The organism is Spiroplasma endosymbiont of Nebria brevicollis (assembly GCF_964030895.1).
Classification (GTDB): domain Bacteria; phylum Bacillota_I; class Bacilli_A; order Mycoplasmatales; family VBWQ01; genus Spiroplasma_E.
Window position 1 is genome coordinate 70,286 of the sequence record NZ_OZ034986.1, and the last position, 15,210, is coordinate 85,495.

General features: G+C 25.4%; 22 protein-coding genes and 1 pseudogene. 19 read left to right on the forward strand and 4 right to left on the reverse strand.

What is annotated here, in order from left to right; all coding sequences use genetic code 4:
• The first annotated feature begins 111 nt into the window (after window positions 1-111).
• The 17 genes and pseudogenes from AAHM98_RS00395 to AAHM98_RS00475 all read left to right on the forward strand — a co-directional run bounded on the left by AAHM98_RS00395 (window position 112) and on the right by AAHM98_RS00475 (window position 9,148).
• Window positions 112-1,044, forward strand: a complete 933-nt coding sequence (locus AAHM98_RS00395) for a rolling circle replication-associated protein (protein WP_342276553.1) — start codon at window positions 112-114, stop codon at window positions 1,042-1,044.
• A 395-nt stretch (window positions 1,045-1,439) separates the two neighbouring features.
• Window positions 1,440-1,709 carry a hypothetical protein gene (locus AAHM98_RS00400; RefSeq protein WP_342276554.1) on the forward strand — a complete coding sequence of 90 codons (270 nt, stop codon included), beginning with the start codon at window positions 1,440-1,442 and terminating at the stop codon, window positions 1,707-1,709.
• On the forward strand, window positions 1,702-1,905 hold the full coding sequence (locus AAHM98_RS00405; protein WP_342276555.1) for a hypothetical protein: 204 nt from the start codon (window positions 1,702-1,704) through the stop codon (window positions 1,903-1,905). The genes AAHM98_RS00400 and AAHM98_RS00405 overlap by 8 nt, the downstream gene beginning before the upstream one ends.
• A gap of 103 nt (window positions 1,906-2,008) precedes the next feature.
• Window positions 2,009-2,869: a hypothetical protein gene (locus tag AAHM98_RS00410; protein ID WP_342276556.1), complete on the forward strand. Its 861-nt coding sequence runs from the start codon at window positions 2,009-2,011 to the stop codon at window positions 2,867-2,869.
• Window position 2,870: 1 nt separating this feature from the next.
• Window positions 2,871-2,996 carry a hypothetical protein gene (locus AAHM98_RS00415; RefSeq protein ID WP_342276011.1) on the forward strand — a complete coding sequence of 42 codons (126 nt, stop codon included), beginning with the start codon at window positions 2,871-2,873 and terminating at the stop codon, window positions 2,994-2,996.
• The gene (locus AAHM98_RS00420; RefSeq protein WP_342276557.1) at window positions 2,996-3,229 is read left to right on the forward strand and encodes a hypothetical protein; all 234 of its coding nucleotides are present in this window, start codon (window positions 2,996-2,998) and stop codon (window positions 3,227-3,229) included. The genes AAHM98_RS00415 and AAHM98_RS00420 overlap by 1 nt, the downstream gene beginning before the upstream one ends.
• 1 nt (window position 3,230) lies before the next feature.
• Window positions 3,231-3,431, forward strand: coding sequence for a hypothetical protein (locus tag AAHM98_RS00425; RefSeq protein ID WP_342276558.1), 201 nt, complete (start codon window positions 3,231-3,233; stop codon window positions 3,429-3,431).
• 21 nt (window positions 3,432-3,452) lie between these two features.
• Window positions 3,453-3,707, forward strand: a complete 255-nt coding sequence (locus tag AAHM98_RS00430) for a hypothetical protein (protein WP_342276008.1) — start codon at window positions 3,453-3,455, stop codon at window positions 3,705-3,707.
• 11 nt (window positions 3,708-3,718) lie between these two features.
• Window positions 3,719-4,000 (forward strand): hypothetical protein, encoded by a 282-nt coding sequence (locus tag AAHM98_RS00435; protein ID WP_342276559.1) that lies wholly within the window; start codon window positions 3,719-3,721, stop codon window positions 3,998-4,000.
• 10 nt (window positions 4,001-4,010) lie between these two features.
• Entirely contained in the window at window positions 4,011-4,211 is a 201-nt protein-coding gene (locus AAHM98_RS00440; protein WP_342276560.1) for a hypothetical protein, read from the forward strand.
• A 9-nt stretch (window positions 4,212-4,220) separates the two neighbouring features.
• Window positions 4,221-4,412, forward strand: coding sequence for a hypothetical protein (locus AAHM98_RS00445; RefSeq protein ID WP_342276561.1), 192 nt, complete (start codon window positions 4,221-4,223; stop codon window positions 4,410-4,412).
• 2 nt (window positions 4,413-4,414) lie between these two features.
• Window positions 4,415-5,296 (forward strand): hypothetical protein, encoded by an 882-nt coding sequence (locus AAHM98_RS00450; protein ID WP_342276562.1) that lies wholly within the window; start codon window positions 4,415-4,417, stop codon window positions 5,294-5,296.
• Between the two features lie 183 nt (window positions 5,297-5,479).
• Window positions 5,480-6,385 carry a hypothetical protein gene (locus AAHM98_RS00455; protein WP_342276563.1) on the forward strand — a complete coding sequence of 302 codons (906 nt, stop codon included), beginning with the start codon at window positions 5,480-5,482 and terminating at the stop codon, window positions 6,383-6,385.
• A 198-nt stretch (window positions 6,386-6,583) separates the two neighbouring features.
• Window positions 6,584-7,027, forward strand: coding sequence for a hypothetical protein (locus AAHM98_RS00460; RefSeq protein WP_342276564.1), 444 nt, complete (start codon window positions 6,584-6,586; stop codon window positions 7,025-7,027).
• 22 nt (window positions 7,028-7,049) lie between these two features.
• Window positions 7,050-7,517, forward strand: a complete 468-nt coding sequence (locus AAHM98_RS00465; protein ID WP_342276565.1) for a hypothetical protein — start codon at window positions 7,050-7,052, stop codon at window positions 7,515-7,517.
• 504 nt (window positions 7,518-8,021) lie between these two features.
• Window positions 8,022-8,342 carry a transposase gene (locus tag AAHM98_RS00470; protein WP_425289595.1) on the forward strand — a complete coding sequence of 107 codons (321 nt, stop codon included), beginning with the start codon at window positions 8,022-8,024 and terminating at the stop codon, window positions 8,340-8,342.
• A gap of 116 nt (window positions 8,343-8,458) precedes the next feature.
• Window positions 8,459-9,148, forward strand: a pseudogene (locus AAHM98_RS00475) (IS256 family transposase).
• 179 nt (window positions 9,149-9,327) lie between these two features.
• Here the strand turns inward: AAHM98_RS00475 and AAHM98_RS00480 are convergent.
• Both AAHM98_RS00480 and AAHM98_RS00485 read right to left on the reverse strand, forming a co-directional pair.
• Window positions 9,328-10,068, reverse strand: a complete 741-nt coding sequence (locus AAHM98_RS00480) for a hypothetical protein (RefSeq protein ID WP_342276566.1) — start codon at window positions 10,066-10,068, stop codon at window positions 9,328-9,330.
• 284 nt (window positions 10,069-10,352) lie between these two features.
• Entirely contained in the window at window positions 10,353-10,931 is a 579-nt protein-coding gene (locus AAHM98_RS00485; RefSeq protein WP_342276567.1) for a hypothetical protein, read from the reverse strand.
• Window positions 10,932-11,099: 168 nt separating this feature from the next.
• Between AAHM98_RS00485 and AAHM98_RS00490 the strand changes: the two genes are divergently transcribed.
• Window positions 11,100-11,753, forward strand: a complete 654-nt coding sequence (locus AAHM98_RS00490; protein ID WP_342276568.1) for a hypothetical protein — start codon at window positions 11,100-11,102, stop codon at window positions 11,751-11,753.
• Window positions 11,754-11,858: 105 nt separating this feature from the next.
• On the opposite strand, the gene AAHM98_RS00495 is transcribed toward AAHM98_RS00490, so the two are convergent.
• On the reverse strand, window positions 11,859-12,362 hold the full coding sequence (locus AAHM98_RS00495) for an IS1595 family transposase (RefSeq protein ID WP_342276569.1): 504 nt from the start codon (window positions 12,360-12,362) through the stop codon (window positions 11,859-11,861).
• A 308-nt stretch (window positions 12,363-12,670) separates the two neighbouring features.
• On the opposite strand from AAHM98_RS00495, the gene AAHM98_RS00500 reads away from it, so the two are divergent.
• Entirely contained in the window at window positions 12,671-13,033 is a 363-nt protein-coding gene (locus AAHM98_RS00500; RefSeq protein WP_342276570.1) for a hypothetical protein, read from the forward strand.
• 47 nt (window positions 13,034-13,080) lie between these two features.
• Here the strand turns inward: AAHM98_RS00500 and AAHM98_RS00505 are convergent, their stop codons facing one another.
• Window positions 13,081-14,709: a DEAD/DEAH box helicase gene (locus AAHM98_RS00505; RefSeq protein ID WP_342276571.1), complete on the reverse strand. Its 1,629-nt coding sequence runs from the start codon at window positions 14,707-14,709 to the stop codon at window positions 13,081-13,083.
• Between the last annotated feature and the right edge of the window lie 501 nt (window positions 14,710-15,210).

Consider the following 15,210-nt stretch of genomic DNA (forward strand, 5'->3'; position numbering starts at 1 on the left):
GGTTAAATTTGATATTTTTTTTATTTTTTTATGATATGATTATTAAAGATTTGTATTAGTTTATAAATCATTTAATTTTATTAAAAAATTCTTGTCCGGGATGTTTTATAAATGAATATTTTATATAATTTTTATGTTAAAAAGATTTTTTATGCTTGTTATGTTAAGAATGTTGTTTTGCCAATTGATGTTTTCAATAATAAACGTAATGAGAATGGTGTTAAGAATGTGGGTAATGATAGTAAGTTAAGACATAATAATGTTCGTACTAAGTCTAAATTAATTCAAAAAGCATTACATAATTTTTATAATGCTAAGGTTTTAAGTTTTTTAACTTTGACTTATCAGCAGAATGAAACTGATATTAGAAAAGCAAAACATGATATTTCTATATTCTTTAAACGTTTAAAGCGTTGATGAAATGACCCTAAGCGTGCTAAATATATGGGTGAATTGAAGTATTTTTATGTTTATGAGTATCAAAAGCGTGGAGCAGTACATTTTCATATAGTTTTTAATCGTAAAATACCTTATAGTATGATATTTCAGTGATGACCATATGCTCAAAAATCGGGTATTAAATTAATTGTTGTTAAAAAAGGTACTAATGAATTTGTTGTTAAGTATTTAAGTAAGTATGTAACAAAAGTGCAAGAGAATATTAAGTCTTTAAATCAAAAAGATGTTGGTGTTCAGGCGTATTCTTTTAGTCGTAATTGTAAAAATCCGATTATAGTTCGTGGTGTTAAAAATTTACTTTTACAAGATTTAGTTAAAGCGTGTGAAAAGGCAAAAGAGTTTTATTTGTTTAAAACTAAGAAAAGTGAACAAGGTGTTACTTATTTAATTGGTGGAAGTTATGATTATAATGTTACTGATGATTATTTTAGAGATTTTCAGCAATATGTAAGTTTAGAAAGTTTACGGTTTAGGTATTGATTGAAAAATAAATTTAATAGAAATGAAATTTTAGATTTTCTATATAAAGTTTTTGATAAAAGTAAAATTGAAAAAGTATTTTTGCAAAAAAGAGTTTTACATTAATTAAAATTTAATTTTGTTGTTTTTAATATTTTCATTTTTGATTATTTAATTTTTATTATTTGTATTTTTTTGTGTTTTTGTTATACTTTAATTGTGCAGGTACTGTTGTTGTTCGGACAAGGAATAATGGTGTCTGCTATTTTATTATTAATTTGTTGAAATTTTTATTTATTATGTTATTATAATATTGTAAGTAAATATTTTTTAAAACTAGTTTTTAAATAGTATTTAGCTTATTTGAATTGGTAATACAATTCCTTGTCCGGGATAGTTAAATACTTCATTTAAAAACTTTTTTTATTAGATTATTTTTTATTTATAGTTTAATTACTTATTGTTTGCCAATTCTTTTATTAATTTTTTATTAAAATTTTTAGAAAGGATTGGCAATTTTTATGTTTAAAACTCAGTTAGTTAATATTGAAAAAGATAAGATTATACCTGATAAAAATAATTATGGTAAGTTTTTAAATTTTGATGTTTTGACTTTTTTAGAAATTAATAAACAAACAAATATTTCTACTGGTAAAGTAAGAGATAAGTGGTATAACCCATTAGTAGTTAATGATTTTTCAAAATATTTACATAAATTAACTTTAAAAGTTGGTAATTATTATAATTTAGTTTTGGATTTATCCGGTATTATTGTTGATATTATTGAATAAAAAGATAAGTAATTATGCTTGTGAACAGTTATTTCATTTGTCAATGTATATGTGTAAACTTTGTGACCAAGTTATTTGTCCTAAGAAAGTTTTACAAAATTTATATACTAAACAATATTATTGTCCAAATTGTATATTAGATATTGCGTTAAATAAAACAATGAGAAAAGAACAATTACAACAAAAAGAAAATTAAAAAAACTAAATAGGGAGTATATTTATACTTTTTTGTGTACTTTACTCCCAATTATACAAATTGGTATAAATATGCTCCTTATTAATAGTAAGGAGTTTTATTTATGCCTAACGAAATAGAGCAAATTAGTAATTATACTTCAACAAAGATAGTAAGAATAGGATTAAGTCCATTAAGTGCTATGATTGGAGTTGGTGTTTATTATGGTCAATATTTAAAAGACCCAATATTGGGAAGTATTAATTCTTTATTATTTAGTAAGAAATTAGGAATTGATATATGGAATATTAATCAAAGACCTTCTTCTAAAACTAAATTTATTAATAGTAGTAAAAAAATATTATTAGGTTTAGGAACAATTGGTTTAATAAATTATGCTAAGTTTGTTCAATATGTAGATAAGTCTGTGTCTTTATTAAAAGATGAACCTTGTTTTTGACCACCGTGTCCAACTGAACCACCTAAACCAACTTATCCACCATTTACAACTGTTAAACCGATAGTTGATGTACCTTTTGTAGATTGAGATACTTATGTGTCTTTAAATAGTTTTGGTATAGCGAATGTTGTTAGTGGTTTAAGTGAATTAATTCCTAATCGTTTTGAGAGTATAAGAAAGATTTGTAATATGGCAACTGGTGGGTTTTTAATTAGTAGTGGTGTAGCAATGGGTATTAATAATGATTTTAATAATGCTTATGCAGTTTCTACGATTATTGCCGGAGCAAGTGAGATTATTAATACTTTATTATTACCATTGGGAAATACACATAATAATACAGAATTACAAGAAGTATTTACTGATGAAATAGCAAGATTAATTAATGTTAGTATTAATGATTATCAAAGTACAGATGACGGTATGGTTGATGTTGATTTAAACGATAGTATGTCTGAAATTAATTTAGATAGAGCAAGTTTAAATTGGGATTATTCTTATGCTTATACGTTAGGTGGTGTTTAAAATGAAAAAGATAAAGTGAAAAAATATGTCAAGAGAGAAATTGCATAAGAAAAAAGCAAAAAGAAATTTTGAACAAAGATTAAATGAAAATATGAATTATGATGATTTTTTAGGGGGTAGAAAATAATGGATATGAAAGAGATAGTTAAATATTTAGCATATATGGGTGGTTTTGGTCTTATTCTTTGATTTTCTCGTAATTGAATACGTGAAGGTATTCAAAAATGAAAACATAAAAAACATGTAAAGGAAAATGATAGTGACCCTGATTGTTTATATTGTCGTAAAGATTTTGAAAAGAAAAAACGTAGATTGGAAATGGAAAAACAACAAAAAGAATTAGAGAAAGGGGGTGATTAATATGCCAACAGGATTAAGTGCCTTATTAACCATGATAGGTGGTGTTGGACAACAATTATTAAATGCTTTTACTTATTTTTGGTTGAGTATTTACAACTGGTGATGGTGGCTTACAAATTGACCAGTGCTAATTTCAATTGTATTTATGGTATTAGTGTTTATTAAACAATTTGTTGGTCATATTATTCATGGAACTCATTAGTAATTAGAAAGGAATAAGCAAATGGTAAAGTTATTTTTTAGTTTAGTTTTTGTTTTGCCTTTGTTAGGTAAACTTTTACCAACTGTTAATACATTAGTTCAAACTATTTATATGCAGTATTTAAGTTCATTTACTGGATTGCATACTGTTACACTTTTTATTAAGTCGTTCTTTTATGATAGTTTGTATACTTTGCCTTTGCCAATCCTTGCTTTAATAAATGTTAGTTTTGTTTTTTATTTAATTTTAGGATTATTTAGATTTACGAGACATTAGGAAGTGGAATTATGTTTATACCTTTTATTACAACAGTGATGAAATTATTTAGTCAAATATTTATGAAGTTTTTTAGTTTTCCAATTGGTGACTTAGGTTTTAATTTAGGTACGTTAATGGTATTTTTAATTTTGCTTAGATTTGCATTTAGAGTGATTTTACCCGAATTAATGTTACCAACATTAGGATTAGGTTATGGTGTTAAGAAAATTGGTAAGGCTTCTGTTTCAGTTGGTAAGTCTCTGTTGCTAACGGTTATAAACAAACACAAGATGTTAGTGGAATTAATGTAGGTGATTAATTATGTCTGATTTTGTTGTTAGTATTTTGCATTTTATTTTTATATTTTCTAATAATGATATTTCTATGTTTTTAAATCAAACGGTTGATGTTACTAATGAAGTTTATATTTTGTTTAATTTAACTTTTTGACTTGTATTAGGAGTATTTTTTAATTTTATTTATCGTAGTATTAAATTTATTTTTAGGTCATTGTTTGGGTAGGTGTTTTTTATGAGTGTTTGAGATATTTATAATCAAATACATCAATGTATAGTTGATTATTGAACTATGTTTATAGGTAGTCCGGTTGATGCTTTTACTATTATTTTATGAAATTTAGTAGTTTATGGAACTCAGTTTTTTATTGGATTTGTTTTATTTTATGGTTCATGGTGAATTTTAAAGTGTTTATTTGGTAAATAATTATGTGATTTAAGTTTGCTAAATTATTTTTAATTATAAATACTTCTGTACAAGCACCTACTTCTTTGATTGTTTCTAATGACCCTAATGTTGTTAATTATGATATTACAGATGATATGGTTAAGCATGTTAAATATCATAGTTTTGATGATTGAGCAACAATTCCATGAAATTCTGCTTATTTTGATATTGACCAACCTGATTTAAAATTAGTAAGTGGTTATTTTTATGATTATTTTCATCCTGATTATCAATATTTTTTAAATTATGTTAGTGATGTTGCAGGTGTTTTACAAAAACATGTTGATTTTACTAGTCATTTGATTTTTGATGATGAACAGTTAAATGCTTTTTCAAGGATTATTTTTAATCATAATTTAGTACAAACTAAGCAAGATAATTATATTGAATTTGGTGGTGTTGTTAGTCAACAAAAATTTAATGTTCAGTTAGAATTTGAAATTTCTAAACCTTTAAGTTTTTATATACAAGGGTTTATGTTTTATTTTAATTATTTTAATTTTCATTATCTTGGTTCTAGTTTTAATTTTTCATTTTTAGATTATGAAGGTAATACAAAATATGTTTTTAAAGGGTTGGTTGATAGTCATTCTTATTTACAAGATATGTATAATTTTATTACTATGCCTGTTCGTGTTCCTAATTTGAAGTATTTAACTATAACTTTTTCTATTAATTCTATTATTGAAAATCCACAACAGTCGGTATCAGTTAGATTTGGTCAAATTAATATTTTTTCAAGTGAAAATATAACACCAGTACCCCCAAATAGTCCTTTTAATCCTGAATATGAACGAGTTAGTTGATATGATGTTTTTGGTCATTTTATTATAAGAACGTATATGTTTTGGAGTTGTTGGTAAACTTTTACCAGTAGAACCATTAAGAGAGTTTTTTGCTAAGATTGATGGTTTATTAAGACATATTTTTGATGATACTATTAGTTCTGTTTTAAATGTTGATTTTACTAGTGGTTTAGAACAAGTATTAACTTTATTAGTATTTTTAAAAGCAGTAGGGTTTTAATTGGTTAGGAGTGAAAGATAATGCCTTGATATGGATATTTAATTTTAGGAATTTTGTTAGTTATAATTTTTTATCCGTTTTTAATAACTAGAAAAAATATAAAGATATCGCAACGTGTAGGTAGTTATATTATTTCAGCACCACCACGTACTGGTAAGTCAGCACTTGCTTGTTGCTTAGCACAAAAACATAAAGGTAGGGTAGTTAGTCCTATTCCTATTAAGGTGCGTAATGAGTTTAGTTATCGTTGTTCTTATGATGATGTTTTTAAATTTAATTGATTAAATAGTAATTATGCTTTTAAAGAGAATGATATGCTTGTTTTTGATGAATTAGGTTTAAAGATTAATAGTAATGATTTATCACCGGAATTTAAAGAAACACAAGAAAGTTTAGGAATGTTTTGTAAATTAATAGGTCATAATTTTAATGGAATTATGTATATGATTGAACAACACCCCGATAGAATACCGAAACAAGCACGTGAAAAAGTAGAGTATATAGTTCAAGTTAAAAGAATGCGTATTTTATTATTTTTAGTTAAGTTTAAACTTAATATTTATACTAATGTTGATGATTATAATAAAATTGTTTTATCGAAAAGACAAACTAAGAAAATAATTAAAAAGGGTGGTTTTCCACCAAGTTATAGTGGTGAGACTATGACTTTTAGTTTGTGATTTCCTAGGTCTTATTTACAAAAATATAATAGTCGTGCTTTGCATTATATTCATGATTTAAAAAGTGAGTTGAGTAGTGTTAAGGATTATGAACAGTCACAAGGTTTAGAGTTTACTGTTGATGATATTAAAGCAGTTGGTTTAGATAAGTTAGATAATATTTTACAACATGATAAAGCAAAAGATGTTGTTAAGGTTCGTGGTAAGCGTAGTTATGATAAAAATAAAAAGTTTGTTAAGAAGTAAAATGTATTTAAGGTCTGTGCCAACCAGAACCTTGGTTGGTTGGCTAGGGCGTTTACGCCATTTGTCCAACTTTTTAAAAGTTGGTGGGGTGTGCTACGAAGTAGCAAGGGGCAAAGCCCCTATAACTTGAACTTAATATAAGTTTTTAAGCCGTTACTTTATTTTAAAAGCAAATGGTTTTTTTATTTTAAAAAGGAGATGGAAAGAAATAAGAAAATTCAAAATAAAATTATACTAGGTTCAACTATTTTCGGTGGAGTTATGGGAAGTATTGCTGGATGATATTCTATTCCTACAATGATTGCGGAATGATCAGGTATTATGGAATATGATTTTATTGATGATTATATAAATAGTGATCTTAATCCATATAGTTCTACAGCCAAGGGTGTTTCAATATGAGGTTTAATTTCAACAGTAACAATTGGATTAGTATCAACTATTAGTGTAAAAACTGTTGAATATGTAAAATTATGTTGAGAAAATAGAAGACAAGTTATTGAAGAAAATGATACTGAAAATGAAACCAATGAAGAAACTTCTTTATTATCACAAACACAAATAAATTCAATAAATAATAGTTCAGAAGATAATCAAAGAGAAGTAATAGGATCAAATTTACAAAAATGTATAATTTTTTAATTAATAATGGAGTGTAAAAGATATGAAAAAAATATTATTAATACTTACAATAAGTAGTGCTTTATCAATAACTAGTGGTAGTTTTTCTTACAATGCAAATTCAAATTTAATAAGCACAATAAAGAATAATAATGAAATTAACTTTTTAGCAGCAGCAGATATTCATGTTGGGTATGAACATTCTTATAGTTCTCAAACAATTAGTGCTGTTGCTAGAGAATTATCAAAAAATAACAATCGTGGTGTTGTGATTTCAGGTGATTTAGTAGGAGGAATTGAATATACGGGTAATTTATTTTCTTATAAATCAATGATGTCATCTATTTCCAATCATACTTTAGCGGGTTTTGGAAATCACGATTCTGGGCCTAATTCTAAATTTAATCAAACATGACTTAATCAAAATATTGTTAAACACAATGCTATGACAGCAGCCCATATACTTTATTATACTTCAAAAGATGAAGTGCCTGTATATTCTTGAAATTAATCAGGAATTCATTTTGTTCAATGTAGTTTAGCACCGATTAACAATGATGTTACTGTTGACCAAAATAATCCTCCAGGACTAGCATTAACCGAATTAAGAACTGAATTTGAAAATACAATTTTAGCAAAATATAATGTTATTTTGATGTTAACAGGGCATATTCACTTTGAACCAAATAGATATGATGAAAAAATAATTCCAGTTTACTGTAGGTAAAAAAACAATTTATGATGTTTTAGGTGGTACTGCACTTTATGGCGGTTATTCTGAAGTTTCTATAAACCAAAATAATAAAGAAATTACAATTAAACGTCATAATGCAAAACAAAACGATGAAATAGTTATTAATAAAAAGATTAATTACGCATAAAAGATAATAGTGTTTTTAGCTAATTAAGAAAAATGATATGTGAGCAAATAGTGATTACTTTAAAGTGAGATAGTGAGTAATCTTTTTCATCAACATCAAAAGCAGTAGATTTATTACTAGAAAATACAGATGATTTAACAACAGTATTTAAAGAAGGAGGACTATATAAAGAACTAACCAAAAGACTAGTAGAAAAAATGTTAAATTCTGAAATGCAAAATCATTTAGGACACGATAGAAATCAACGTAGTAATAATGATAATGTTCGTAATGGCACGACAACAAAAAGAATAATAACTGAACAAGGTACGGTTGAAATTGATGTACCAAGAGATCGTAATAGTAATTTTGAACCAATGTTAGTTCCGAAACGTAAAAGACGATTTGATGGATTTGATCAAAAAGTAATTTCTTTATATGCTAAAGGAATGACTTTATCAGATATTAGAATTTAATTACAAGAGTTATATCATGGAGCTGAGATTAGTGAGAGCTTAATTAGTGAAATTACTGAGATGTTATTGATGATGTCAAAGCATGGCGAAATCGACCATTAGAGACCGTTTATCCAATTGTTTACTTTGATTGTATAGTAGTTAAAGTAAGGCAGGATAAACGTAGCATTAACAAATCCGTGTAGCATTAGGCATTAGTTTAACTGGTCATAAAGATATTTTTAGGTCTTTAATTAGCGAAAATGAAGGAGCCAAGTTTTGACTAGCAAACCTAACAGAAATGAAAAAATAGGGGTTTAAAAGATATCTTAATCGCTTGTACTGATAATCTAACGGTAATGAGTCAAGCTATTACTGCAGTCTATCCACAAACTGAACATCAGCTTTGTATTGTGCATTAAATTAGAAATAGTTTAAAATTTGTTTCATACAAGCATCGCAAAGAACTCGTTGCTGATTTAAAGCCCATTTACAAAGCTTCTAGTGAAGAGCAAGCATTCCAGGATTTAGAATCATTTGAAACTAAATGAAATAAACTATATCCACAAATTGCTAAATCATGACGCAAAAAATGAGAAAATTTAATGATTTTTATTACATATCCTCTAGCAATTAAAAAAGTTATTTATACAACTAATGCTGTTGAATCAGTAAACAGTCAGTTACGAAAAGTTACAAGAAATAAGAAAGTTTTTCCTAATGACATGTCAGTTTTCAAAATCTTTTATTTAGAAATTGAATCAATGGCAAAAAATGAACAATGCCAATTCAAAATTGAAATGAAGCAATCGCTCATTTTATGATAAAATTTGAAGATTGAATTAATCTGAATTAGTAATTTTGTAAAATTAACTTACACAGTTAATTGGAAAGCCTCGAATCCTTATTTAAAAATTAAAGAATATCATTACTGTTAAGATTACTTTTAAATAATATTGTTGTTTTAACTGAAACTTTTCCTTTTTTGTTATGTATCCAATTCTATTTATTTCAAGAAAAAAAAATTATTAATTAAAACGTCCTTTAAAGGTTCTAAAGTTTGATGTTTTCGATTATCAATTACTACATAATAATCATTTATTTCTTCTTTTGAGTTAAATTCTATTGCTTTAAAAAAATTCGCATATGTTTTTAAATATCTTATATAGATACTTAATAATTTAATATCGTGTTTTTCTAAATTATAATTTTTGTGTTTTAATCTTCTAATTTTACCTTTGTATCTTCATTGATTAAAGTGAAATGGTTGATTTCTGGGTGCAACTTTATTACATTTATATAATTTAAAATCCCTAAATTTTAAATCAGAATTAAGACTTTGCTGATAAATTTTAAAATTTTTAATTGCTTCTTCTTTTGAATACATTCCAACCTTTTTGAATTTTGTAAAGATTAATTTTATTAAAAAATAAAGGACAATATAAGAACATGAAAATGCAATAATAAAAGGAATAATATAATAGATGTTATTATTTCCAGCAATTCATAGTCATAAGAAAACAGTTAAAGTGATAATATTGAATAAATTAAAAATAATAAAAATACTTAAATACTTGTATTTATTATTTTTAATAATAAAAGTTAAATTATTTAGGTTTCCATGTTTAGCAAAGATTTCTTTACAATCATTGGCATATTTAATTCATGCCATGTATGTTGTAATGTAAGGTCCAACGATGCTACATACTATACAAAAGATAAAACAAAAAAATACAATTTCTGACATATTTTACCTCTTTAGTTAAATAAATCTATTCATGCTAATATCGCTGATGCAATGGGCACTATAGATATAATTGTTGGAAAATCTCAACTTAAAGACGTAGCTGTTGCATTAGCACCAATTAGCAATGGGTTTAGTATTGCGTAAGATATATGTCCTAATTTATATATTGAAGAAAGTGAGATGGTGGATTTATTAATTGAACTTAATTGATTGTCAAACTTTACTAATGCTATATTTATTCTAGCAAGCTATACCACCAGCAAGTGCACTTGCTGTTGTAGTTCCTACAGCCCAAGGTATGCTAATTCCAAATCATCAAGCAGCTCTGCCCAAAATCCTGTTGCAGCAGCAGATATTGAAATGAAAGTTGTTCTAGCAATTTTTAAATTATTAACATAGTTTTCTAAAGATGAGAAATTAGTATTTTTTAATAAACCTGAATTTGTTGAAGAAAGTAAATTAGTATTTATTATAGTATCTTTTTGGTTTAAATGTTGATTATATTTTTTGCCAAATTTTGGATTATTTTTTGATAATGTATTTAAAATTTGATTTAAATTAAAATTTTGTTTTTGAAATTTTTCTGTGTAACTATTTGCTTTGTTTTGCGCATAGCCAATTACATCTTCAATATTAACTTCTTTATTCTCTTTAAAAATAAATTTTAAACTGGGATTTTTATAATAATTTTCTTTAATGTTTTTAAAATAATTATTATTGTTTTTTTGAACATTTATTCAGTTAATATGGCTATTTACTCTTATTTTATTTGCTGTTTGATAAGTATTTATATTATCAGCCAAAATTATTACTGTACTACTTGATAAAATTAATGAGGTAGTAATGGTTAAAAGTTTTTTCATAAATTCCCTCTTTTCATTGTATAATTCTAATTTAATTTAGCTAAATTTTAATACATATTTTTGATAAAGTAAATAATTTTATTATTTACTTATTCCTATATAATAAAAAGTAATAATTATGCTATAGTTTTAGTATAAAATAAAATTAATGAGGAAGATTAAAGTATTATGTTAATGAAAGACAAAATCATAGAAAAATATTGAGAATTATACAAAACAGAACAAATATCAATAGTTGATGATTCTTCACTTTTTGTTTTATTTAAAAGTGATTTTTCATTACCAAGTATTGAGTCTTTAAACGGAATACCTCGTGTAGTAGGCTATTGACCAAGAGAACACCAGGTAAAATTATATAATCCTAACACTAGAAGAGTAGCTAATGCTGTAGTTTTATCAAAAAGAGAAGTTGCTAAAATTTTAACTTCAAAATCATTTAATTATTATAGAGTTGAATATTATATTCTTTTTAAATTTTTTATTATTGATAAGTCAGAATTAAAAAAGAAAAATCCTGATGAATTTAATCAAGATAAAATTAAAGAAAATGAAATGATTAAAACAATAACTACTAATAAATTAATAGTTGATGAACTTTGTAATTTTGCTTTAGTTTTATCTGATTATTTAATGAAAAAAGTTGTTTTTCAAAGTAAATTAATGGAAAATGGTTTTAAAAAATTATTTATTAATGTGCAATTATCTTTTATTCAAAATATAATGTGAATGTTTTTCAATCAAATTTTAGATTTAAAACCAGAAACATGAAAATTTATCACTAAAAATATTTTTAGGCTTTTATCCCTTTATGTACTTTTTTAAATTTTATCACATAAACAAGAATAAAAGCCTACCTAGGAAATTATCCCCGCATGTACTTATAGTAAGCACAACATCAGGGTTTCAAAAGTTAGAAGTTTATTAAACTTATATGCATATTCTTTGGCATATAAGTGAATGTTTTCTTTTGAAACCCTGACATGAGTTTCTGAAAGTCTTCCTCAAATGTTTTCACACTGACTCAATTTGATTTGTGTTGACACCATTTGATGACACATAACCAAATTGATGATATCCTTTTCAAGAATCAGTAAACAATGGACAGCTAACAGAAATGTGCTGCAAAGCAAACTTCAAAAGGTTTTTCTTGTCTGCTTTTTTTAAAACTTTCACAATTAAATTATTGGTTGTTTTTTCATAAATGCCAACAATCAATGTTTTATTCAACAAAGATCTCCCTTGTTTTTTTGAACCCATATATGAAAGAAACATTTCATCCATTTGTGGAATGCCATTGATAATGAGTTGTGATTCTTGTTTTGCAATTCTATTTCTGATTTCATGATCCATTCTTCAAGCTGTTTTATAAGTCACACCTAATTCTTTTGTAAGATCTGTTGCAGAGGTATACCATGCTTGGTGTTTATTCATCTAAAGATAAGATAAAATCAAAATGTCAATTTGGTTTGTGACTTATAAAAAATGGTGCCATGTAAGATGTTAAATGTTTGATGACATTTCAAACATCTTATTCTTCTAAAATCAGAAACATTTAGACATTTGGTGTCACACTTGATACATTTAATTGTTTTCAAACTTGCGATATATTTTAAACAATCTTTTTCTGTTTGAAAACTGTTGTTGAACTCGTTGAGTTTCATTTTTTCCTCCACAAGTACATGCGGGGATAATTTCCTATTTTTAAATATATTTATAATCATCAACTATTAGAGTATGCTATGAAATATATCAAAAAAGATTTTAATTTAAAACAAAATTGTGAACAAGAATTTTTAAATCAAACATTTGATAATTATTTTAACCATTTCATTAGAGTTATAACTAATAGAAATATTAATGAAAAACTATTAAATTGTTATAGAAATAATCGTCAATTATTAAGTAAAAGTCACCAAAAATGAAGAGCAGAGTGATGAGATGAAGAGGAATTACGAATAGATGATAGTTTATTACCTCCAAATAGTAAAAATATAGTTTATGATGGTAATTATCTTAATCTTATTTTATATGGTCAAGTTAAACTAATCGCTTATCAAATGAACCAAATCATTTTACAAAACTTTAAAATATTGTATAACTAATCTTTTTTAAAACTAGGTTATTTATAACTTGGAGATTAGGTTAAGAATTATTCAAAAAACTTAATACCTTGTTCATTAATGATTTTATTAATATCAATTTTATTATTAAGCATTGTTTTTATTTTTAAATCAATTGTTCCTTGACAATATAAATTAATAATTTGTCGTGGCTTATTATCAGTTAATTGAGTCGGGAAAAAACGACTTTCAGCTTGTTCGTTTTCCGTTGGATTTAGTTCACGGTCAAGAAAAATCATCACATCGCCTTTATCTAATGTAACTCCTACGTTAGTTGTTTTAATATTGCATAAGATAATTTTAACTGCACCACTTTGAAAATCATTGATAGCTTTTACTCTTTGGTCTTGAATATTTTTACCAGTCATAACTTGGTGTTTTAGTTTGTGTTTAGTTAAAATTTCACTTAATACATGAATACCTTTGTCACTAAAAGTACTATAAACTATAATAGAATCGGTTTCATTATCTGTTAAATAATCCAATACTCAATTAAATTTAGCACCTAATTCCTTCATTCCTTCGTTAATAGGAGTTGCACAAATTGTTCGTAGTTTCATAAAAATCTGTAAGAAAGTAATTTTCGTTTTTTTATTGTAAAATAGGTCTTCTTTCATATTTTCTAATGTTTCATGATAAAGAGACATTTGCCCTTTGGGCATAGTTAAAATTAAATCATTTTTGATAATAGTTGGCATTTCATCACGAACGTCAACTTGTTTACGCATGATTGATACTTTTTTCACTAAATAATCAAATTCATCAGCAAGTTGTGGTTTAATATTTGGTTTAGGTAAATTGATAGTAACAAAATTAGTAATTCGTTTTCTAATAATACCAAAATAACGCTCGACAAAATCTCAATAATCTATGTCTTGATACAATTTATTATCAATGACTTTTAAAATTCCAAAAACATCGCTGGGATGATTATTAGCAGGTGTTCCTGTTAAACAATAAACTGATGAAACATGATTAGCAACATCTAAAATCGACTCGCTCTGAGCAGTTTTATAATTTCGTAAAAAATGAGCTTCATCGATAACTAATGTAAAATCAAATTTAGTTATTAATTGATTCTTAACATCATTTTTAAAAGTATTTTTACTAACCACTAAGGCGCAATTCGTGCTTTTAGCAAAATCTAAATATTTTTGTGTTCTAATTTTAATAGTGTCATCTTTAATAGCAATGCATTCAAAGTTAGTTCAATTTTTTAGTTCAGGAACTCAAGTTAGTAAAATTGTTGATTTTGGAACAACAAATAAAACTTTGCTAACTTTCATTTCTGATAAAGCAGCTAAAATAGTTGGTGTTTTTCCTGTTCGCATTTCATTAAATAAACCAAATCTTTGATTTTTTTTTAAAATCGCAACATCAACTCGTTGGTAATATCTTAATTTAGGATTACCAGTAGTATCACTTAAACTTTTTGCTTTTTGTAAATTTGTTCATTTGGTTAGTAATTCATCATGTTTAAGTTTTAATTTATTATCATCACAATAATTAAGGAGGGTTTTAATAGCAAACAAGTTAATAGATATGTTAAATTCATTATTACCGTCAGGTTTAATACCTAAACTATCTAAAATAGTTCTTTTGTTATTTAAAATCTTAATAGATATAGTGTTATTATTAATATTTAAGATTTCCACCATGGTTTGATCCTACTTTACATTAATTTTATTCTAAATCTATTATACTGAAAATATAAAGAAAAAATCTAAATTTAATATTAATTAGAGTGAAAAATAAACTAATTATTAATTTAGAAAGATAATCAATACATCAACTTCTAGATCCTGGAATAGGTTTTTTGCAATCAACACATGTACTTTGTTATATAAAAAATGAAAAACCTAAAATTGAATTTTAGGTCGTATTGATACCTTTTTTATTTTTCTCCTACTTTTTTTACAAAATTAAAAGCAAAATTTACTTATTATTGACTAGAAATTGTATTTAAAATGAAATCAGTATCAGAAGTCTAGCATGGAATATTATCATGGTTATGCCTATAGTTTGGATTATGTAACTTGATATAATCAATTATTTGCCCAATAGAATCATAAATAATCATCGCTGTTTTTTCGAAATCTGATTTTCATCAGTTTGCAACTTGAGTTTTATTAAAATTATTCATGATAAAATCATAATAT